Genomic DNA, 20,744 nt, shown 5'->3' with positions numbered 1-20,744 from the left:
GGGCAGCGGGACGGGGGCGGGGCGGGTCATCACGGGCCTCTCGCTCGTCGGGGCGGTCGCTTCCCAGGGTGGCGCGGCGAAGGTCCCGGCGCCCGTCGGATCGACCCTTCGGGTCAGCCCCGGGCCGCCGCCCCCGCACGCGCCGCCTTCGCGGCCGCCGCGAGTCCGGGGCGGGGGCTGGACAGGACGGGCATCGGGGTGGAGGTCCGTCCGGCGGCGTCGGCCATGGACGCCTGGGCGAGGACGACGACGGCGTCCGCCGTGACGGGCGCCCGGTCCAGAGCCGCCGTCACGGCGTCGAGGTACCCCTCCCGGTCCCCCGCCTCGAACCGCTCCCAGGCCCCTTCCACCACCACCGTGCTCACGGAGCAGGCGCGCGGGCCCGATTCCTCGGCGATGAGGGCGACGGTGGGCTCCAGGGTGGAGCGCAGGGCGGCCACGACGACGACGTGGCGGGCCCGGGCGGCCTCGGCGGCCATCGGCCGGTCCACCCGGAGCACGGGCACGCCGAGGACGGCCGCCGCGCCCTCGGCCACCCCGCCGAGGGTGGAGCAGGTGCAGAGCACGGCGTCGGCGCCGTCCGCGACGGCCGCGGCGAGCACGGCGGCCACGGACCCGGCGACGGCGCCGGGGCCCGCCTCCCGGGCCCGCACGAGCAGTTCCTCGTCGACGAGGTGCCGCAGGACGAGCCCGGGGTGGTGCCGGTCGCGCAGGGCGTCGAAGACGGGGACGTGGACCGGCGAGGTGTGCAGCAGGACCAGGGTGCCGACGGGGTTCACCACAGGCTCGGGGTGGCCCTGAGCTGATCCTTCGCCGCACGGACCACCTCGTCCGGCGGTACGGGCGCCTCGTCGGGATGGCGCTCGGCCCACCGCGCGGCGTACGAGCAGAGCGGTACGACGGGCACGCCCTCGCGGGCGGCGGTGGCGTAGAGCTCGCGCACGAGCGCCCCGGCGATCCCCTTCCCCTCGTGCTCCTCCTCGACGACGGTGTGGACCGCCACCAGGGCGTGGGGCTCGGCGTCGAGGACGAGGTAGACGACGACACCGACGGGGGCGTCCTCCTCGAACGCCTCCAGCCGGCCCTTCGCCCGGTCGTCGCGGATCCGCGGCTCGGCCATGCGGTGTCCTCCTCGGTTCGTACTCAGCCCCGGGCGGGCACGGCGTGCGGCGCGCGCACCGTGTCGCTGCCGGGAACGGGCGCGGACGCGTCGGCCCCCAGTTCCACGATGCGGTTCTCGCCGTCGACGTGCACGACGCGCGGCACGAACGTCCGCGCCTCCGCGTCCTCGACCTGCGCGTAACTGATGAGGATGACGAGGTCACCGGGGTGCACGAGGTGCGCGGCGGCGCCGTTGATGCCGATGACGCCGGATCCCCGCTCGCCCTCGATGACGTACGTCTCCAGGCGGGCGCCGTTGTCGATGTCGACGATGTGCACCAGCTCACCGGGGAGCAGGTCGGCCGCCTCCATCAACTCCACGTCGACGGTGACCGAACCGACGTAGTGCAGATCGGCCTGGGTGACGGTGGCGCGGTGGATCTTGGACTTGAACAGAGTGCGCAGCACTGTGGACTCCTCGAAGACGGCTCCCTGCCTGCTTTCTGCAGGTCAAGGGCGGCCTCGACTCTACACCGGCACATGCCGCCCGAGGATTGTGAGGAACATCGCTCCGCCCTGGCGGGGAGGCTTCCCACCGGGGTTTTCGCAGGTTGTTCAGGAGGTCCGGTGGATGAACGTCTGCCTCGGGGTGCACGAGTGCGACCTGTGTCCTGAGGAGGGGCTCCGGAAAGGGAACGGGGAGGTCCGGATCCCGGGCGTGCCCGGCATCGCCCATGCCGCTCCGTTCCTGATCACGCACTGCATCACCACACATGGCCTCCAACCGCCGCGGGTCTTCGTCGATGCCGTTCCCGCCGTCGATCTCGACGCGTGGGCCGCTGCGCGATGGCCCGATGTCCCTTCCCCCGGATCCCGGACGACGCTGCACGCATGCTGGAGCAGGGCCGAGCGAACCCACGTATGCGGCCGGAGCCGGATCGAAGCGACGGTGACCGTCCCGTGAAAGGCGTTGGCTTTCCCGTCGTATCGAGTTACGACCGCACGGAAGGTCTTCAGCCGGTTGATCGTTCGCTCCGCTTCGTTGCGGCGCCGGTAGACCTCCCTGATGAACAGCGGTCAGCGCTGAAGCCGTTGATGGCGATCGTGGTCACGACAGGACAGCGCGGGGGCGCGCCGCGGTACGAACCCGTGCTGGACAAGGTCCGCGTGCCCCGCCTCGGGCCGGACCGGGCCGGCCAGGCGCGCAACCGTCGAAGGCTCGGTTCTCGTGGCGGCCGGTCGCCGCGCTTCGACCCGGTCGACCACCACGAACGGCACGTGGTCGAGTGCGGGATCAACCGACTCAAGAGGCACCGCGCTGTCGCCGCGCAGTACGACAAGCGCGCGGTCCGCCATGAAGCGACTGTTCTGGTCGCTGCCGTCGACGAGTGGCTGTGGCCCCCGGCGGTCACGCGGTGGGATCCACGTTCCATGCCGGGGGCAGATCACTGCCGCAGAAGACGCAGACGAAGTCGTCCTCACGCACGATGTTGCGTTCCTGGCAGTTGGGGCACCGCCGGAACACCACCTCGTGGGTGAAGCCGGAGGGCCGCTGGAGCTTTACAGCGTCCAGAGCGCGGGCGACACCGCCCCAGGAGGTGACGTCCGGGCAGTACCCGGTGGACTGGTTACTGACCTCGTCCACGGTCCACCGGCCTGCCTCGCGCGTGAAACCGATCTCGCCGGCACTGAGGACCGTGTCTCCGCCGGCGCAGGCCACGTGCTCGCTTCGCCGCGGCGCCAGCCGAAGCACACCGTCCATACCGACCACGAAGGTGAACGGTTCGGCCAGCTCCACCATCGATCGCTCTGCGGCCCAGTCAGCGAAGTCAGCCGCCGAGCCGATCCGACGCCCGCTCTCACCAGGCCGGACGGCAGCCTTCAGCTCGACCGGTCCGACATATCGATAACTTCGACCCCGCCCAGACATGTCAGCCGACCTAGAGCACTTCCCACACGCACTTCAGTAGCGACGGCAGCCGTCGGGCCGCCCCCGTCGACGCACGGAGAAGCAACCCCGTCGTACAGCCGCCCTCGACGCCCAGGCCGTCTGCCGCGCCGTCCACCCCGACGACTGCGCGCGGCGCTGTCCCCACACCGACGGCTGCCGCACCCACGCCGACGCCGGGCACACGATCCACGCCCTACGCATCCGCCGTAGCCCTCCGGCTCGGCCACCGGCAGGGCGGGAAACCGCCGTCGCTCATCCGAACTCTCCCCGCTGACGACGTCCTGCCCCAGCGCCATGACAAGACACCCGTTCCCGGGAGGGGCGCACCGTCGGCTTCCGCGCCGTACGCCGGTCGGCCCTTCGACCGTGCCCACCAGGAAGCGCGCAGGGCCCGATCTGTTCGGCCATGACCCCAAGTGCCCCTGCCGGCCCCGCGGAGCCGCGGCGCTCGAGCATCGGCGTTTTGGCCAACCTGCCTCCGACTAAAGGCCCTTGTGCGGCAAGGGTCGGTGCACTGCGCACCTTCGCCCAACCGCTCAACCCCGGTGCGCGCAGCCCGTCCGAAAGACATGTGTTCGAAATGGCGGTGGCGTCGTTGAGCATGCCGACCCGCCCGTCACGTCCACGAGAGGAAGCACATTGACGTCAGTCGAACCAGACGGCGACGAGCCCGCGAACCCGCCGAAGGCCGCCGCGACGACCACGACCGGCATCTCGGACGCCGAGCAGGAGCTGTACGGCGGCCGGCTGCGCTACGACCAGTCCTACGTCCAGCACGAAGGTCCCCTGACCCGGCTCGGCTTCGGGCACATGGCAGCGGCGCTGCCCCGCATGGTGGGCATGGTGCTGCGTACAGGCTGGCAGACGGACCGGCAAGCACTCGCCGGGGTCGTGGCGGCGCAGCTCGGGCAGGGCGTGACGGCCGGCTGGGGGCTGGTCGCGGTCAACAGCGTCCTCACCCGGCTTTTCGCCGACGGTCCGACCGCGGACAAGCTGCGCGAGGCGCTGCCGTCGCTGGTGGTGCTCGCCGTCGCGGCGATGGCGACCGCGGTGCTGTCGGCGTGGTCGACGGCGATGTCGGGCCGGCTGGAGCCGCAGGTGGAGCGGGCGGTCTCCGCCCGGTACTACACGGCCGTCACTCATGTGGAGGTCGAAGCGGCCGAGCGGCCGGAGGTTCAGCGGGTCCTGGAGGCCGGGAGGTTCGGTACGGACTCGGCCCGCAGCATGCTGCGGCTGTCGGTCGGCGTGGGCAATGTGGTGATCGGGATGGTGGCGGCCGCGGTCGTGCTCGCGGCGCTGCACTGGACCTTGCTGCCGATGCTGCTGGCGATCGCCCTGCCCAAGGGGTGGGGGGCGGTCCGCTCCGCGCGCCGCGAGTACCTCTCCCGCCTGAACTGGGTCGACCACCGCAGGGCGATCGCGTCCCTGCTGGCCTACCTGACCCGCCCGCACGCCGCCGGGGAGATCCGCGTCCACGCCGCCGGCAGGAAGTTGCTGTCCAGCTATGAGGAGATGTCGCGGCAGACGGAGGCCGAGCAGCGACGCCTGGCCCGGGCCCAGGCCTCCACGGACCTGATCGCCGGCGGCTTCGCCGGTGTGGCGTCGCTGGCCTGCTACGGGGTGCTGTGGTGGCTCCTGGCGTCCGGTGGTCTGCCGCTCGCCATCGGCGGCACGGCGGTGATCGCCATCCGCACCTCCACGGCGCGCCTCACCTCGCTGGTGCAGCAGGTCAACCGTTTGTACGAGGAGTTGCTCTTCCTCACCGACACCGAGGACGCCATCGAGGTGGCGGGCGAGAACGCCATTCCGTCCTCCGGTACGCCGCTGCCCGCGCCGGCGCTGGAGGTCCTGACAGAAGGGGTGTCGTTCACCTACCCGGGGGCCGACGCCCCCTCCCTGAACGGCGTGAGCGTGCGGGTGCCCCGGGGAAAGGTCACGGCCCTGGTGGGTGCGAACGGGTCGGGCAAGACCACGCTCACGAAGGTGCTGGCAGGGCTGCTGCTGCCCTCCGGGGGAAACGTGTGGTGGGTGGGCGGGTCGGGCGAGCGGGTCGAACTGCGTGAGGCGGACCGCGCCCAGGTCTTCGCCGAAGTCGGCTTGCTGGCGCAGGACTTCCCGCGTTGGGAGATGACGGCAGCCGCGAACGTGGCCATCGGCGCCGGCGACCGTCCCCGGGACATGGACCGTGTCCGTAAGGCCGCCGAGGAAGCGGACGTGCTCGACCTGGTCGAGGGCCTGCCGCACGGCTGGGACTCGATCGTGTTCAAGGGCTACGAGCGCGGTGTCCAGCTCTCGGGCGGCCAGTGGCAGAAGCTGGGGTCCGCTCGGACGAGGTATCGACAGGCGCCGTTTCTGCTGGTCGACGAGCCGACCAGCGCCCTCGATCCCCATGCGGAGATCGCCGCGTTCGAGGGGCTGTGGTCCCTGGCCGAGGAGGGGCACGCGGTCGTGCTCGTCACCCACCGGCTCGCCGCGACCATGCGCGCCGACCACATCTACGTCCTCGATCAGGGGTGTGTCGTCGAGGACGGCACCCACGAGGACCTGATGGCCCGCGCCGACGGCCTGTACCAGGGCATGTTCGCCGCCCAGGCCGCTCAGTACGGGCACGTGTCCGCGGTCGACGCGGTTCCCGGCCCCCGCGGCACCCGGCCGTCCGACCACCAGACGGCGAGCTGACCCGCCGACACCGACTCCCACCGACCGCACCGTATCGAAACCGCACCGTATCGAAGGCGAGAGGACACCCGTGCCACCCAGTTCTTCCTCGATCCGCAAGGCCGTCGAGAGTTACCTCGCCCGCCATCCCGACGAGCGCGACGCCCTGACCGGGCTGCTCGCGATGCTGGAGCGGCCCATCGACGTGACCGCGCGTACGGCGTTGCCCGGGCACATCACCTGCGGCGCCGTCGTCATCGACCGCCAGGGCCGGGTCCTGCACATTCGTCACCGGGCCACCGGTGACCTCGTGCTCACCACGGGCGGTCACGTCGAGTCCGAGGACCGCACGCTGCTCGCCGCGGCACTGCGCGAGGTGTCGGAAGGGGCCGGGATCCCGCCGGCAGCCCTGTGCCTGACCCGGCAGATGCTCGGCTCCCCCCTCGACATCGACGTCCACGGCATCACCGCCAACCCCTCCGAAAACGAGCCGGCCCACCGGCACTACGACTTCCGTTACGTCTTCTGCCTCGCCGGCGAGGAGCCTCCGGCGATCACGCTGCGGGATGAGGAAGTGTCCGGCGCCCAGTGGCTGACCCTGCCCGAGGTCACCTCGCCGACACTGCGCGCAAAGCTCCTCCGGGCACAGCTGGACGGGCAGCCGGAGCCGTTGAACGCCTCCGCGCTCCTCCACGACGGCCACGGCCGCTACCTGCTCCACCTGCGAGACCACAAGGACGGCATCTGGGAGCCGTGGACGCTCGCCCTGCTCGGCGGCGGACGCGAACCGGGCGACTCCTGCCTGGAAGCGACCTTGCGCCGGGAACTCGCCGAGGAGGCACCCGGTCTGGAGCCGGTGAGCCTGATGCCGTACGCCGTGGAGAAGGCCGTCGGCGTCGACGGCCTGACGGTGCCCGTCGTGATCTACGCGGGCTGCTGGCACGGCGATGCGGACGCGGTGGACCTTCGCGAAGGCGTCCTGCTGAAGTGGTTCACCGTCGACACCCTCGACCGGCTCCGGCTCAGCCCCGGACTCGGGGACCTGATCCGCCGCCACGCGGCCGAGCATCCCGCCGTGGAAGGACCGCCGGACACCGCTCGTCCACTGACCGGCACGGGCCCGGCCGGGACCGTGCCGCACATCGTCGGCGTCCACCTCCACCTGGAGCGCGACGGCAAGGTCCTGCTGGGACTGCGGCACCCGGACTCGGCATACGCGGGGAGCCTCTGGCACGCCCTCGCCGGCCACCTGGAGGCGGAGGCGGCGACCGCCGGCCTCGCGCGCGAGGCCCACGAGGAGGCCGGACTGGTCATCGATCCGGCCGACCTCGAGCTCGTCCACACGGTGCACACCGTGGATCGGCCCGGCGCGCGGCCGAGGATGCAGCTCTTCTTCCGGCCCCGCCACTGGGAGGGCACCCCCGAAGTGCGCGAGCCCGACCGGTGCCTCCGCTGGGAGTGGTTCTCCGCCGAGGACCTGCCGGAGCCGATCGTGCCCTACACCCGGGTCGCGATCGAGGGCGTCCGGGCCGGCCGCGCCTACAGCGAGCTGGGATGGTCCCGGTGAACGACTTAGCGGCGGTCGGCGCCCCCTGCGCCGCCCGTTCGCGCAGCGCGCGAGGCCGCCTGCGTCACGACATGGTGGCCCGCCGGCTCTTGGAGGAGCTGCCGTGTCCGCGTGCCCGGATCCTGGATGTCGGCTGCGGGGACGGGGAGATGACGCTGCGGCTCGCGGTGGCCGGACACCGGGCGACCGGCCCGGATCCCTCCTCCGGCATGCTCCGGGCCGCAGCCGAACGCGTCGCGGCCGACCCGCGCGTTCGTGACGCACCCGTTTTCGTCGAGGCGGATCCGCGGCAGGGCGTACGCGCTCTCCACGATCACCTTCCCGGCGGCTGGGAGCCCGCACGAGGACGCGTACGCGGCGCCCCGGAAACGGAGTGGACCGCGTCCTGGCACAGCCCCTTCCGGGACGGGGGACGCCAGAGTGCACGTCCTGGCCCGTCGCGAACCGGGAGGCGGAACACCATGACCCGACTACGGCGCCTGCGCCATCAGGCCTTCCGCGGAGCAACGGTTCACAGCGCTCAACGGCTGTACCTACCCGCGCTCCCGTTCCCCGTGCGGCCGACCCCGGCCCGGCCGACTGCCACGCCCGATGCGTCGGTGCTCTGCTGCCCACCGCGTCAAGAGGAGGACCGTCATGTCTGTCGACCTGTCTGCCACGACAAGCGCTCGGCGTGCCGCGATGGTGGAGCGGCTCGGGGCTGAGGGCGTGCTGACCGACTCCCGGCTGCGTGGGGTGCTGCTGTCCGTGCCGCGGGAGGTGTTGCTTCCCCACGCGTACGTACGGGTGAGCGATCCGGGCGTCGAGCCGATCGGGTGGCGTCTGCTCGACGGTGCGCATCCGGACGATCGGGAGGAGTGGCTCGACCTGGTCCACAGCGGTGAGTCGGTCTTGCTGCAGCGCGACGGGGAGCGGCTCGACGCGCTCGCGCGCGGACCGGTGACCGGCGGGCACATGACGTCGATGTCGACCTACGGCCGGGCCACCGTCGAAGCTCTTCAGACGTTGCGGCCGGCGCCCGGGCAGAGGTATCTGGAGCTTGGCCCGGGCCCGGGAGTCTCCCTCGCGCTCGCCGCTGCGGTCACCGGCCCCCGCCTCGCTTTCGGCGTCGAGCGGGACGGTCACATGGCCGCCTTCGCGCAGCGCAATCTCGACCGGCTCGGTCTGGGCGCGACGGTCGTCGAGGGCGACGCCCTCGACGGGCACCCGGCAGGAGAGGTGTTCGACCGGATCCACTCCGGCATCGGCGTGCCCTGCGTCCCACCGGCGTGGGTGGGGCAGCTCGCGCCCGGCGGGCGGCTGCTGACGACGCTCACCACCCGCAGCCCCGGCTGGCCCGGACAGCTCCTGGTCACCCGGACCGGGGCGGGCGGAGTCGAGGCGGTTCTGCGGGGACGGCCGCGCGGATACCGGCCCATGCTCGGCTACCGGTGGCTCGACGCGGTGACGATGCGGCCCCGGATCAAGGCCGAACCCGGCGTACCGCGCCCGACCCGGCTCGCGCCGCCGCCGGACGACGCGTACGGCTTCTGGCTCGCGGCCGCCTACCTGGCGCCCGGACTCGTCCGCGACTTCCGGGCCGGGACGATGACGATCGCCGCCCCCGGCGAGGACTCCTGGGCGGTTGCCGGTCCCGGCGAGGGCACCGTCCGCGTCCACGGACACCGGGACGTGTGGGCCGGGCTCGAGGACGTCCACGCCCGCTGGGTCCTGGCCGGACGGCCCGACACGTACCGGGTGACCCTCCCGGAGGACGGCGGGCCGCAACACGTCGCCTCCGGTCCAGGTCCTCACGCCCTGGAGTGGACCCTGCCTCCGCTCACGCCCGTGCCCCGGCGGTCCGCCTCTCCCTGCCCGACCGAGCACCGCACGAACCTCACCGTGCGACAGCTCTCGCCGCTCTTCGGCTGCCCGGGGGGCGTGTCGGCAGACGGCGCCTACATCAACACCGGGCTCGTCGTCCCGCACCGCGAACGACCCCGACGGGCCCCCTGACCGGACACGACCTCCTGCAACCGCTTCAGGGCTTACTCCCATGCGGCGGGGGAGCGTTGGCGTCGTGTGGTCAGAACAGTCCCAGGTCTTTGTCGCTGGTGTCCGCGATGACGGGCCGGAATCGGGTGGGGAGGTCGTCCAGGCGGTCGGGGCCGGCCGCGGCGGCCACGGTGGGGGCGGTCTCGGCCAGCCAGATGCGGAACTGTTCGGCGGCTTGGCGGTAGGGGACTCGCGTCAGGTCCCGGTGTTCGCCGGAGGGGCAGAAGTCGACCTTGATGGTGAGTAGGCAGGAGTGCGGGGCGTGGTGGCTGCCGGTCCAGGCCACGCGGAGGGTGCCGCAGGGTTTGCGTCCGCGGGAGCTGCGGGTGTCGCGGTGGGTGGGGCGCAGGGAGCGGCAGGCGGTGTGGGCTGTCCATGCGGCGAGGTGGGGCAGGGGCAGGGTGGTGCGGGTGCGGCAGCCGGGGCAGCGGTGCCAGTGGCGCAGCCAGTCGGTGGCGTGGGTGGTGAACAGGCGTGTGTAGCGGTCGGTGACACGGATGTCGTGGGGATAGAGGTGGTCAGGGCGTTCCTGTGTGTTGCAGGACTGGCAGAGGGGTGCGCGGACGTAGCCGTGCTCATGGCAGTGGTCGAGGACAGTGGAGGGCGCCTCGTGGCAGACGGCGCAGACCCATCCGGCCACTTTGCGGGAGGTGTCGGGCTTTCTGCTGAGTACTGAATACAGCAGGCCTTTCAGCTCCTCGCTGTACGGGCGCAAGGGAGCAGCCGAACGGTCAGGCCGCGTCGCCCGCTGGTCGCCGACGGCCGGAGCCTGTTCGCGCGGAGAGCCTGACTCGACGGGGTCCGCAGTCCCCGAGTCGGTCCGTGCCGTTTGCAGCCACCGTCTTTCGGCATGCTCTGCCGCGTCCAGCAGCCTGACCGCGGAACGTGGCAGCCACCACGTCCGTCCCGTCCGTTCACAGTCCTGTTCTACGAGTACGCGTCGCCAGTCGATCCCCGCCAGACGGCCCGCCCCGCCGTCTCCGTCCCGTACCGCCTGCTCTGGCCGGTCCACCGCCCGTAGCTCACGGACGATGCGCCGGCGCCACCCCAGCAGTGCTCCGCTGCCGTGCTCCTGCCTCACCATGGCGCCGAACGGACCGATGCGGACCAAGTCCTGAGGGTCCATCGTCACCGCACACAGCTCCGCCGCGGCCCGGCGCACATCGCTCTCCGAAACGCACCGGCCGTCACCTGCCTTCATCACCACCACCACACGGCTACCGAGCAGGGCATAACCTGCCCGCACGCCGGCAGGAGAGCAGACGAGCGCCGAGGAAGCCGTCGGCACCGCACTGCCGGCCGTCAGATCGGCCCACAGCGCGTCCGCGGCCTCCAAAGTGATCACATCGTTCTTACGACCCGCCATGACACGTCCCGACACGTCCACAGGCCAACGACACGCTCCGCGAACTCGCCGGGGTCCAACTCCTCCCCTGAGTAGGTGGGGAAGACCCCGATGCCGGAGTCCCTCTTGAACTTGTGCATGGTACGCGGCACTTGGACTGCTGCCGCCCGGCCTGGCACCCCATCAGGTGCAGAAAGACCCGGGGTCAGTGGGCGCCGGGGTCGGCGGCCACGCGTTCCAGGACCGCGTCGAGGTCGGCGCGGGACCACCAGGAGCCGTCCCTCATCACGCCCGCGATCTCGTGGAGCGCGGTGTGGTCCTCCAGCGGGTCCCGGTCCAGGAGGACCAGGTCGGCGGGCATGCCGGGGGCGATGCGGCCGAAGGCGCCTTCCTCGCCCAGGAACCTGGCCGGTTCGGTCGTCGTCATCCGCAGGATGGTCAGCGGGTCGAGGCCGGCCTCGGCGAGGTGGTCGAACTCGTCGTGGAGTCCGAAGCCGGGGATGACGCCCGCCGCCCCGCACGCGTCGGAACCCGCGACCATCGGGACCCCGGCGTCGGCGAAGGTCCTGGTCATCCGCAGCTGTGCGGCCCAGTGTCCGCGCAGGGCCCCGCGCGTGGCGTCGGGGAGCCTGGAGAACTTCCTCGCCGACCTGTCCCAGGCGCGCAGTTCCTCGGGGGCCATGTAACGGCGGCGAGGGTCCTCGGTGTGCTCCGGCGAGTCGCCGAACTGCTGGGTGTGGACCCGGATCAGGGTCGGGCACTGCCAGGTGGTGTGCTCGACGAACAGGGCGGCCAGTTCCTCCGCCTTCCGCTGGTCGTAGGAGCCGTCGGCGAGCTCGTAGGCGTGGGCCTCGGCCGCGGAGGTGCGCGTCGCCGGGTTCACCACCACGCCCTTGATCAGCTTCGTCACCAGTCTGTCGGCGCCGGGGAACCTCACCTGGGGGATCGGCGGGAGCTTGCGGGCGGCGCTCGCGGCCCGGACCTCGGTCTCGCGGGAGGACGCCGCGGCGAACACGGTGACGCCCGGGCCGAGGTGCTCGATCGACCGCACCCCGCCGCGCGCGGCCTCCCGGGGGTCGAGGTCGCCGGGCAGGTGGCCGCCCATCGGGATGCCGAGCCGGTTCGCCTCCTCCAGGGCCGCCATGAAGACGGCGCCGGAGGTGGCACCGGCCTTGATGAAGTCGGCGCCGTCCCGGTGCTGTTCCCGCACGGCCCGTACCGCTCTTTCGGCCGTGCCCGCGTTCAGCGGGGTCAGCAGGTCGCCGGCGGTCGCCCTGAGCGCGGGCGCACCGGTCGGCCGGGGCAGCGTGCCCTCGCGCCGGGACTTCAGGAGCGCCCTGTTGCCCGACATCTGGCGGAAGCCGACGACGCCGTTGGCGAGCATCAGCGCATAGGTGCCGTCGACGTCCTCGGGGGTGTTCAGGGCGTGCAGGTGCGTGTCCGTGAACCCCGGGACGACGAACCGTTCCCGGCCCTCCACCACGTGCGCGTCGGCGGCCGGCTCTCCGGTCGCGGTGACCGAGGCGATCCGGCCGTTCTCGACGGTCACGTCCTGGCCGGGGGTGCGGCTTCCGTCCAGCGGGTCGACGACGGTGACGTCCCTCAGCCGCACGCGTCCGCCGGCCGTGGAAGGGTGGACGTACTTGCTCATGGTGTTCCTAGGCGTGGGTGAAGAGACGGTGGGCGTTGCGGGTGGTGAGGTCCCGCCAGGTGTCGGTGGCGGAGGGCCGGACGGCCGAGTCGACGGTCCCGATCTGGGCGAGGGCCGCCTCGGCGGGCGTCCAGCAGTAGTCGCTGCCGTACAGGAGGCGTTCGGTCCCGAAGGCCGCGTCGAGGGCCGGGATCTGGCGCGGGAAGGGTGTGCCGGCCATGTCGTACCAGAGGCGGCCGAGTTGTTCGACGGCGTCCGGCTGCTCCACGGTGCCCGGTGCGCTCCCGGGGCTGTCGGGTCCCAGCAGGGTGCGGAAGAGTTCCATGCGGTCGGCGAGCAGCGGCAGCGCTCCCCCGCCGTGGGTCAGGATCCAGCGGATGCGCGGACGGCGGGCGAGGACGCCGCGCAGGAGGAGGTCGCTCGCGGTGCGGGCGCTGTCGAAGAGGAACTCCAGCATCGGCCGTGGCCGGCCGAGGGAGAGGGCGTCGGCGTGGGGCGGTGAGGTGGGGTGGACGAAGACGACGGCGCCGCGGCGGTCGAGGTCCTCCCACAGCGGCTCGAACCGGGGGTCGCCGAGGTAGAGGCCGTGGTGGTTGGTCTCCACCGTCACGCCGTCCGCGCCGAGTTCGTCGAGCGCGTGGGCGGCCTCGGCGAGCGCGCCCTCGACGTCGGGCAGGGGCAGGGAGGCGAAGTGCCCGAACCTCTCCGGGTGCTCGGCGCGGACCCGGGCGCCGTAGGCGTTGACCTCCCGGGCGAGGGCGCGGGCTTCGGAGTCGTCCCCGAAGCGCACGCCCGGCGAGGAGATCGACAGGTAGGACTTCCCGATGCCCGCGCGGTCCATCAGGCCGAGGTGCCGCTCGGCGGTCCAGGTGGGCCAGCCGGGCATGCCGTCGGGATGCTCGACGCCGGCGGACCTGGCCGCGGCGACGTAGCCGTCGGTGACGAAGTGGGCATGGACGTCGACGAGTCCGGTCGGGGTCACGGGGCCTCCTGGGTCGTGGATCCGTACGCGTGTCACCGTAGGAAGGGCGGCCGGTCATCGGCAGGAGGGATTTCAATGAATGGAACGCCCGGTGCCGAGGGCGGCGCGCGACCGAGGCGCGGAGGGCGACCGGCCGAGGGGCAGCCGGTCGTCGACCGGGCGTTCGCCCTGCTCGGCGCGTTCGACAGCGATCACCGCGCGCTGTCCCTCGCCGACCTCGCGCGGCGCAGCGGCGTCCCCCGCAGCAGCGCGCTGCGGCTCGCCCGGTCGCTCGTGCACGTGGGCGCGCTGGAGCGCCTCGACGACGGGCGCTTCGTCGTGGGGCTGCGGCTCCTCGAAACCGCTTCCCTGGCGCCCCGGGGGCACGGACTGCGGTCCGTGGCCATGCCGTACATGGAGGACCTCTTCCACGTGACCCGTCAGCACGTCCTGCTCGCCGTGCGCGACCACGGGGAGGCCTTGCTCGTGGAGAGGCTGTCGGCACGGGACGCCAGCCCGGTGCGCTACCGCGTGGGCGGTCGCCTCCCCCTGGCGTCCACGGGCGTGGGCCTGGTGCTGTTGGCCTTCGCCCCGGCGGCCGTCCAGGACCACGCCATCGCCGCCTACGCGCCCGAGCACGGGGACGACGACATCCGCACCCCGGCCGATCTGCGCCGGGCGCTGGCGGAGGTGCGGCGCGGCGACCACGCCGTCGGCCGCCAGAGCCGCCCCTGGCGGCTGAGCACCGTGGCCGCGCCGGTGCGGGACGGCGACGAGGTGGTGGCGGCGCTGTCGGTCGTGGCGCCCAGCAGCGGCTTCCCGGACGCGGGCTACGGACCGGCCGTACGGGCGACGGCCCGGGCGGTCTCCCGCCGGCTCTCGCAGGACGGTGGCCGTACCGCCTCCCTTGAAGGCCTGTAGGGCCCTCGTGGGCCGGGGCCGGGCCCGGCCCCTCACACGGACAGCTCCTGCTCGACCCAGATCGTCTTCCCCGTCCGTCCGTATCTGCTGCCCCAGCGGCGGCTGAGCTGGGCCACCAGGAACAGTCCTCGTCCTCCTTCGTCGCTGATGCGGGCGCGGCGCATACGGGGCTGGGTGTTGCTGGGGTCGGTGACCTCGCAGAAGAGGGCCTCGCCGCGGATCAGGCGCAGGCCCACGGGGCCGCCCGCGTACCGCACGGCGTTGGTGACGAGTTCGCTGACGATCAGTTCGGTCACGAAGGAGTTCCCCTCAAGACCCCATTCGGCCAGTTTGTCCGTCGCCGCCTCTCTCGCCGAGGCCACCGCCCGGGGGTCCGCCGGGAACTCCCAGTCGGCGACGGAGTCCTCTCCCGGCGAGGCGGTGCGTGCGACCAGGACGGCGGCGTCGTCGCGCGGGGGGCCCGCCCCGGAGCCGGTCATGAGCGCCCGGGCGATCGCGGCGAGGTCGCCGTCGGAGGGCCGCAGCCGCGTCAGCAGGCCGGTCACCTCACGGACGGAGTCGTCGATGTCGACGCCGTGGCGCTGGAGCAGGCCGTCGGTGTAGAGGACGAGGACGCTGCCCGGGGGCACGTCGACGGTCGTCGCCTCGAACGGAAGGCCGCCCACGCCGAGGGGAGGGCCCGGCCGCATGGTCACCGGAGCGACCCGGCCGTCGGGCAGGGCCAGCAGGGGCGGAGGGTGTCCCGCGGAGGCCATCGTGCAGCGTCCGGCGACCGGATCGTGCACGACCACCAGGCAGGTCGCGCCGACCACGTCACGCTGTGCGGGATCGGCCTCGCCGGCCAGCCGGGACACCAGGTCGTCCAGGTGGGTGAGCAGTTCGTCGGGCGGCAGCTCCAGGTCCGCCAGCGTCTGCACGGCCGTGCGCAGTCGCCCCATGGTGGCGGTGGCGTGCAGACCGTGGCCGGTCACGTCCCCGACGACGAGGGCGGTGCGCAGCGAGGGGAGCTCGATCGCGTCGAACCAGTCCCCGCCGACTTCGGCGCCGCCCGACGCGGGCACGTAGGCACCCGCGGTCTCCATGACCCGGGTGGAGGTGACGGCCCGGGGCAGCAGGCGCCTCTGGAGGGCCACGGCAGCGCGGTGCTCACGGGTGTAGCGACGGGCGTTGTCCACTCCGAGGGCCGAATGGGCCGCGATCTCGGCGAGCAGGACCGCGTCCTCCTCCTCGAAGGGCTCGGGTCGTTCGGTGCGCCAGGCGGCCACGAGACCCAGCACCAGGCCGCGCGCGAAGAGCGGGGCCGCGATCATCGAGTGCCCGTCTTCGGGAGCCGCGAGCCGCAGGTGGTCCGGGTCGCCCAGGCCCCGTCCCAGGGTCTCGCGGTCGGTCACGATCGTGCGGCCCTCCTGAAGCTCGCGCACCATGGCCAGGTCGGGGAAGGGCGGGACGGGGGCGCCGGGCGGAAGCAGTCCGGAGGGCCACGGCCCCTTCGCCGAGCGCACCGCCGTCCTGCGCAGGTGGAGATCGCCGCCTCCGAACGTCTTCGGCGGTTCCTCTCCCGCGAGAGCGGCGTCCGCCAGATCGACCCACGCGACGTCGGCGAAGTCCGGAACCAGTGCGTCGACGACGTCCTGAGCCGTCCTGGCGATGTCGAGCGTGCTCCCGATCGCCGCCGACGCGCGATGGCGCAGCTCGCGCCGCCGCTCGGCCCGCCAGTGCCTCGTGGCGTCGGTGAACAGGACCGCGACGCCCGTGGGCCGTCCGTGCGCGTCCCGGGTCCGCACCGCGGACACGGAGAAGGACCGTTCTCCGTACGGTGGCCGTGCGGACCTCACCCGCTGTTCGTGTCCGGCAAGGGGCACGCCCGTCTCCAGTACGCTCCGCAGCCCCGCTTCCGCGTCGGCCGCGTCGGCCGGGTGCATGACGTCGGAGAGCCGGCTGCCCACGGGGAGCGACGGACCGACGTGCGCGCCGCGCGCCAGGTTGGTCCGTACGACGGCGAGATCGGTGTCCCGGAGGACGAAGCCGACGCGTTCCTGTTCGAGCAGGGCCTGCGCGAGGGCCGCGTCCCACTCGGCTTCGGCCGCCCGGTCGGCGGTGACGGCCAGGATCAGCGACAGGTCCGGGCTTCGCAGCCCGTCGGTGTGGTAACGCACCGTGACGGCCTTCCCCGAGCCGCATCGCAGCCTGGCCGTTCCGCGGTCCGGCAGTCGTCCGGCGGGGGCCGCGTCGCGGTCGGCCAGCAGCCGGAGGACGGAACGGCGCAGCACCTCCGCCGCCGGCCGCTCCACGAGCCGTTCCGCGGCGCGGGACCAGCCGACCACGACGCCCCGGCGGTCGACCAGCGCGGCTGCCACCCGGGGCGGCGGGGTGTTTTCGGCGTCGTCGTCCGCGTTCGTGCTCATCGTCACCGCCTCCCACCGGGTCGGTGAACCCATCATGTCCCGGCACCGGAATCCTCGCCTTTCAGCGAGGACGGGAGGCCGGGCACGGCGGATCGTCGCGTGCCCGCACCGGCACCGGCCGGTGAACAGTGGCCGCGGGATCGCACCGGTCCGGCGCGTGCCGATCCTCTCGATCGCCGTGTGGAAGCGCACGCGGACGGGGCGGGCGTCCCCGCCTCCGGTCGGTGCGGAGGCAGTCGATTCGGTGCGGAGGCGGTCGATTCGGTGCGGAGGCGGTCGATCGCGTTCTTCGGGTCGGCCCCGTCGAAGCCACCGCGCGTCACGGCCGAGGAGTCCTTGGCAGGACCCCACAGCGGTCGTAGCCGCGCCCCCTGACGAGCGCGCCCGTTCGGCGGGGTCCCGTGGGTGGCGGGACACCGCTCCCGGACGTCCGGACGCCCTACGGCCGGTGCTGGTCCGTGGAGTGTCCCAGCATCTCGGACATGGCCCGGGTCGAGCTCAGCAGTTCCGCCGAGAGGCGGGCCACGTCCTGCTCCGTGACGCCCCGCGCGGGCATCACGAGGGTGACGACGAGGGGGAAGGACTCCCCGGCCGTGAACACGGGGGCCGCCAGGGAGGTGACGCCGGGAATGACGCCGCCGACGGTGGTGGCCACCCCTTCGCCCAGCACCTCGCTCCTGATCCGGTCGATCCGGTCCCGGGTGGCCGCGTCCAGGGTCTCCGTCTCCAGTTGTCCGCGCAGCACAGGTTCGGTGAGCTGCTCGGGCAGGTGCGCGAGGAACGCCCCTCCCATCGCCGAGTTCAGCAGCGGCATGGTGGCGCCGACGCGGACCGTGATCGGCAGGGCGTGGGCGCCGTACTCCCAGCGCACGACGACGGGACCGTGGTCGCCCCACACCGCCAGGTTGACCGCGTGCGAAGTACGGTCCCTCAGCCCCGGCAGGTGTTCGCTGACCAGTGCCACCTCGTCCATCCTGCGCAGTGACTCGACACCGAGCCGCCGCATGGCCGGTCCCATGTCGTAGTGCCCGGAGCTGGGCGACTGGGCGACGAGGCCGACGCGGGCGAGGCTGACGAGATAGCGGTGGGCCTTGCTGGGCTGCATGCCGCTGGCGGCGGCTATCTGCGTCAGGCTCATCGGGCCCCGCCCCTCTTCGAGGGCTTGCAGGACGGTCATCGCCAGTTCGACGGACTGGATGCCCTGCCGGGCCGGCGACGCCTCGCCGGCCTCGGAGCCGGAGCCGGAGTCGGAGCCGGAGCCGGAGGGGTGACGTGTCTTCACGGAAGCGATCATAGTGACCGGCCTGATGGCGTCAGCCGAAACCGTCCGTCCCGGCCTCCCCGGGGCTACGGGGCTGCGGGGCTACGGGGCTACGGGGCTACGGGGCTACGGGGCTACGGGAAGGGACATCAGGCCTCCGCCCCCGCCTCCGGGGCGGTCGCGTCGCCGCGGATCGCGCCCAGCAGCTCGGCCGCGAGGCCGGTCACCGCGTCGGAGCCGTCGGCCGTGCCGTACACGTAGAAGTCGGGCCGGACCACGACGGCCGAGCAGCCGAGCTCGGCGAACCAGGCGTGGTAGGTGCCGTCCACGTCCCGCACGACGGCCGCCGCCGGATGCGTCGCGGCCCGCTCGCCGAGGACGACGACGCGCACGCCGGCCCCGGCGAGGTCGTCGAGCAGCCGGTCGTCCTCCAGCGCGGCCAGGTGGTCTTCGTCGACGAGCAGGTGGAACCCGCCGCCCACGATCTGGTCGAGGCGGTCGCGGCGGGTGCCGTCGTCCACGACGCCCTGCACCGACAGCTGTCCACGGCCCGCGGCCGCGCCCCGGGTGAACAGGCCCTCGGTCAGGTCCGGGAAGCGCATGGGCTCGGGTGCGGCGGATCGCGCGCGGCGGGCAAGGAGCGTCCGGTCGCGCTCGGCGGCCCGCTCGGGGTCGCGCAGGGTCTGGAGGTGGCCCAGCTCGATGCCCTTCTCGGTCACCGCGCGCACGTGCGGCTCGCGCTCGGTCCGGTACGTGTCGAGGATGTCGTCCGGCGCGGCCGCGCGCAGTACGAGGTCCAGCTTGAACGCGAGGTTCTGCGCGTCGCGGAAGCCGGAGCACATGCCCTGGCCGAGGAAGGGGGGCATCTGGTGGGCCGCGTCGCCCGCGAGCAGGACGCGGCCGCGGCGCCACTCGTGGGCGATGAGGGACCGGAAGGTGTAGGTGGCGACCCGGACGAGGTCGGCGTCGTCGGGGGTGAGGTAGGGGGCGACCCGTTTCCAGACCCGCTGCGGGTCCCGCTCGGTCCCGAAGTCGTCGACCGAGTCGAGCATGAAGCTGAACCGGTGGTGCGCGGGGCCGAGCGAGATGATCGAGGTCGGTCCCAGCGGGTCGCCGAGCTGCAACGCGCACGGCACTTCGGTCGGGCGGCGGAAGCGGAAGTCGCACACCATCCACGGCTCGGAGAAGCCGTAGTCGTGCAGCTCCACGCCGAGCGACGAGCGCACGAAGCTGTTGCCTCCGTCGCAGCCCAGGACGTAGCGCGCCTCGACCCTCTCGGGTCCTCCGGGCCCTTCGAAGGTGACCGTGACGTGGTCCGCGGTCTGCTCCAGGGCGACGACGGTGCTGTCGTGCCGCACCTCCACCCGGGGCGTCGAGCGGCACACGGCGTCCAGCGCCTCTTCGAGGTCGGGCTGGTACATCATGTTCCATTCCGCCCAGCCGCTGCGTCCGGTCTCGGCGAAGGACTGCTCCATCAGCAGGTCGCCGCTGCCGTTGCGCCATTCGTAGGTGGGCTGCGCGCGCACCTTGGGCAGCAGTTCCCCCGCCACGCCGAGACGGGCCAGGGTGCGCATGGTCTCGTCGTCGAAGCTGGCCGCCCGCGGCAGGTTGTACAGGCCGGCGTAGCGCTCCAGGACGAGGACCCGGTGTCCCGCCCGTCCCAGCAGGGCGGCCGCCACCATGCCCACCGGGCCGTACCCCACCACGACCACGTCCGGCGCGGTCCCGTTCGGGACCGGACCCACCGCGGCGACATCCGTACCCGTCATCGGGCACCTCCATTTACTCGGACGTTGCAAAGGGTTGACACCGACGGAACGTACGTTTCACCATCGAGGAAGTCAATGCATATAAGTGAAACGCAGAGGGGTCGCGATGCGGACCATCGGTCTTGAGGAACACTTCGTCACACCGGAGCTGGAGGGGTACGGGGCCTCGGCGGCCGCGATCCTCCAGCCGGACAAGTGGCGCGAGGCGTCCCGGCGGCTCCTGGACATCACCGGCGAGCGGTTGGCCGAGATGGACGCGGCGGGTCTGGACGTGCAGGTGCTGTCCCTCAACTCCCCCGGCATCCAGGCCGAGAAGGACGCCGCCACCGCGGTCGCGCGGGCCGCCGCCGTGAACGACCTCCTCGCCGGCGTGATCACCGACCACCCCGATCGCTTCGCCGGTTTCGCCGCCCTGCCGCTGCAGGACCCGAAGGCCGCCGCCGACGAGCTGGAGCGCGCCGTCTCCGAGCTGGGCATGCGCGGCGCCCTGGTGAACGCGCACACCCAGGGCCGCTACCTCGACGACCCGGAGCTGCGGATCGTGTGGGAGCGCGCCGCCGGCCTGGACGTGCCGCTCTACTTGCACCCGGCCAACGGCGTCGACGTCCCGCACGTCATCGAGGGGCACCCGGAGCTCATCGGCCCGATGTGGAGCTGGGGCTCGGAGACGGCGACCCACTTCCTGCGGTGCGTGTTCGGCGGCGTCTTCGACGACTTCCCCGACGCCAAGATGCTCCTTGGCCACATGGGCGAGGGCCTGCCCTACGTGCTGTGGCGGATGGACTCCCGCTGGGACTACCACAACCACCAGGGCGTCGAGCTGGCCCGGGGCAATCCCTCGGAGTACATCCGGCACAACCTGTACATCACGACCAGCGGCGTGTGCTCGGCCCCACCGCTGCTGTGCTCGCTGCTGGCCCTGGGCTCGGACCACATCCTCTTCGGCACCGACTACCCCTTCGAGGAGATGGCGGTGGCCACCGAGTTCCTGCGAACGGCCCCGATCAGCGAGGCCGACCGGGAGAAGATCGCCCACGGCAACGCCGAGCGGCTGCTCGGCCTCTGAGGACCGGCCCGCACCGCGCCCCGCCCCCCTCCCCCCCTTTTCCCTCCCCTGCCC

General features: G+C 72.8%; 17 protein-coding genes and 1 pseudogene. 6 read left to right on the top strand and 12 right to left on the bottom strand.

Annotation, left to right across the window (positions count from 1 at the left end):
• Positions 1–113 precede the first annotated feature (113 nt).
• The 6 genes and pseudogenes from ADL08_RS02755 to ADL08_RS02735 all read right to left on the bottom strand — a co-directional run bounded on the left by ADL08_RS02755 (position 114) and on the right by ADL08_RS02735 (position 3,031).
• A complete protein-coding gene (locus ADL08_RS02755) occupies positions 114–782 on the bottom strand; it encodes an arylsulfatase (protein WP_234351974.1) in 669 nt (222 codons plus the stop codon).
• A complete protein-coding gene (locus ADL08_RS02750; RefSeq protein ID WP_053640399.1) occupies positions 776–1,120 on the bottom strand; it encodes a GNAT family N-acetyltransferase in 345 nt (114 codons plus the stop codon). Before ADL08_RS02750 ends, ADL08_RS02755 begins: the two co-directional genes overlap by 7 nt.
• Positions 1,121–1,143: 23 nt before the next feature.
• On the bottom strand, positions 1,144–1,569 hold the full coding sequence (gene panD / locus ADL08_RS02745) for an aspartate 1-decarboxylase (protein WP_053640398.1): 426 nt from the start codon (positions 1,567–1,569) through the stop codon (positions 1,144–1,146).
• Between the two features lie 438 nt (positions 1,570–2,007).
• Positions 2,008–2,172, bottom strand: a pseudogene (locus tag ADL08_RS36345) (IS5/IS1182 family transposase); the annotation flags it as partial.
• A gap of 6 nt (positions 2,173–2,178) precedes the next feature.
• The gene (locus ADL08_RS37020; RefSeq protein WP_159042970.1) at positions 2,179–2,457 is read right to left on the bottom strand and encodes a hypothetical protein; all 279 of its coding nucleotides are present in this window, start codon (positions 2,455–2,457) and stop codon (positions 2,179–2,181) included.
• A gap of 52 nt (positions 2,458–2,509) precedes the next feature.
• On the bottom strand, positions 2,510–3,031 hold the full coding sequence (locus ADL08_RS02735; RefSeq protein WP_053640397.1) for a hypothetical protein: 522 nt from the start codon (positions 3,029–3,031) through the stop codon (positions 2,510–2,512).
• A 768-nt stretch (positions 3,032–3,799) separates the two neighbouring features.
• On the opposite strand from ADL08_RS02735, the gene ADL08_RS02730 reads away from it, so the two are divergent.
• The 4 genes from ADL08_RS02730 (at position 3,800) to ADL08_RS02715 (ending at position 9,272) form a co-directional block, all read left to right on the top strand.
• Positions 3,800–5,731, top strand: coding sequence for an ABC transporter ATP-binding protein (locus ADL08_RS02730; RefSeq protein ID WP_199836941.1), 1,932 nt, complete (start codon positions 3,800–3,802; stop codon positions 5,729–5,731).
• A gap of 70 nt (positions 5,732–5,801) precedes the next feature.
• Positions 5,802–7,277: an NUDIX domain-containing protein gene (locus ADL08_RS02725; RefSeq protein ID WP_053640395.1), complete on the top strand. Its 1,476-nt coding sequence runs from the start codon at positions 5,802–5,804 to the stop codon at positions 7,275–7,277.
• Positions 7,265–7,981 carry a class I SAM-dependent methyltransferase gene (locus tag ADL08_RS35020; RefSeq protein ID WP_324610419.1) on the top strand — a complete coding sequence of 239 codons (717 nt, stop codon included), beginning with the start codon at positions 7,265–7,267 and terminating at the stop codon, positions 7,979–7,981. The genes ADL08_RS02725 and ADL08_RS35020 overlap by 13 nt, the downstream gene beginning before the upstream one ends.
• Positions 7,914–9,272, top strand: coding sequence for a protein-L-isoaspartate O-methyltransferase family protein (locus ADL08_RS02715; protein ID WP_234351972.1), 1,359 nt, complete (start codon positions 7,914–7,916; stop codon positions 9,270–9,272). Before ADL08_RS35020 ends, ADL08_RS02715 begins: the two co-directional genes overlap by 68 nt.
• A 70-nt stretch (positions 9,273–9,342) precedes the next feature.
• On the opposite strand, the gene ADL08_RS38650 is transcribed toward ADL08_RS02715, so the two are convergent.
• From ADL08_RS38650 to ADL08_RS02700, 3 genes are all read right to left on the bottom strand, one after another.
• The gene (locus tag ADL08_RS38650) at positions 9,343–10,026 is read right to left on the bottom strand and encodes an endonuclease domain-containing protein (RefSeq protein WP_267889542.1); all 684 of its coding nucleotides are present in this window, start codon (positions 10,024–10,026) and stop codon (positions 9,343–9,345) included.
• An 835-nt stretch (positions 10,027–10,861) separates the two neighbouring features.
• Entirely contained in the window at positions 10,862–12,307 is a 1,446-nt protein-coding gene (locus ADL08_RS02705) for an amidohydrolase family protein (RefSeq protein WP_053640393.1), read from the bottom strand.
• A 7-nt stretch (positions 12,308–12,314) separates the two neighbouring features.
• Entirely contained in the window at positions 12,315–13,289 is a 975-nt protein-coding gene (locus ADL08_RS02700; RefSeq protein WP_053640392.1) for an amidohydrolase family protein, read from the bottom strand.
• A 75-nt stretch (positions 13,290–13,364) separates the two neighbouring features.
• Here ADL08_RS02700 and ADL08_RS02695 point away from each other — a divergent pair, with 75 nt between their 5' ends.
• The gene (locus ADL08_RS02695; RefSeq protein ID WP_053640391.1) at positions 13,365–14,189 is read left to right on the top strand and encodes an IclR family transcriptional regulator; all 825 of its coding nucleotides are present in this window, start codon (positions 13,365–13,367) and stop codon (positions 14,187–14,189) included.
• Between the two features lie 32 nt (positions 14,190–14,221).
• Here ADL08_RS02695 and ADL08_RS02690 read toward each other — a convergent pair whose 3' ends face one another.
• The 3 genes from ADL08_RS02690 to ADL08_RS02680 form a co-directional block, all read right to left on the bottom strand.
• On the bottom strand, positions 14,222–16,594 hold the full coding sequence (locus tag ADL08_RS02690; protein ID WP_053640400.1) for a SpoIIE family protein phosphatase: 2,373 nt from the start codon (positions 16,592–16,594) through the stop codon (positions 14,222–14,224).
• Positions 16,595–17,033: 439 nt separating this feature from the next.
• Positions 17,034–17,876, bottom strand: coding sequence for an IclR family transcriptional regulator (locus ADL08_RS02685; RefSeq protein WP_234351971.1), 843 nt, complete (start codon positions 17,874–17,876; stop codon positions 17,034–17,036).
• A 128-nt stretch (positions 17,877–18,004) separates the two neighbouring features.
• Positions 18,005–19,624 (bottom strand): bifunctional 3-(3-hydroxy-phenyl)propionate/3-hydroxycinnamic acid hydroxylase, encoded by a 1,620-nt coding sequence (locus tag ADL08_RS02680; protein WP_053640389.1) that lies wholly within the window; start codon positions 19,622–19,624, stop codon positions 18,005–18,007.
• A 106-nt stretch (positions 19,625–19,730) separates the two neighbouring features.
• On the opposite strand from ADL08_RS02680, the gene ADL08_RS02675 reads away from it, so the two are divergent.
• Positions 19,731–20,690 carry an amidohydrolase family protein gene (locus ADL08_RS02675; protein WP_053640388.1) on the top strand — a complete coding sequence of 320 codons (960 nt, stop codon included), beginning with the start codon at positions 19,731–19,733 and terminating at the stop codon, positions 20,688–20,690.
• Positions 20,691–20,744 lie beyond the last annotated feature (54 nt).

The sequence above is a fragment of the Streptomyces sp. NRRL F-6492 genome, from assembly GCF_001280125.1.
Taxonomy (GTDB): Bacteria; Actinomycetota; Actinomycetes; order Streptomycetales; family Streptomycetaceae; genus Streptomyces.
Note: the sequence above shows the minus strand (reverse complement) of the source record. Positions and strands in the feature narration are given on the sequence as shown.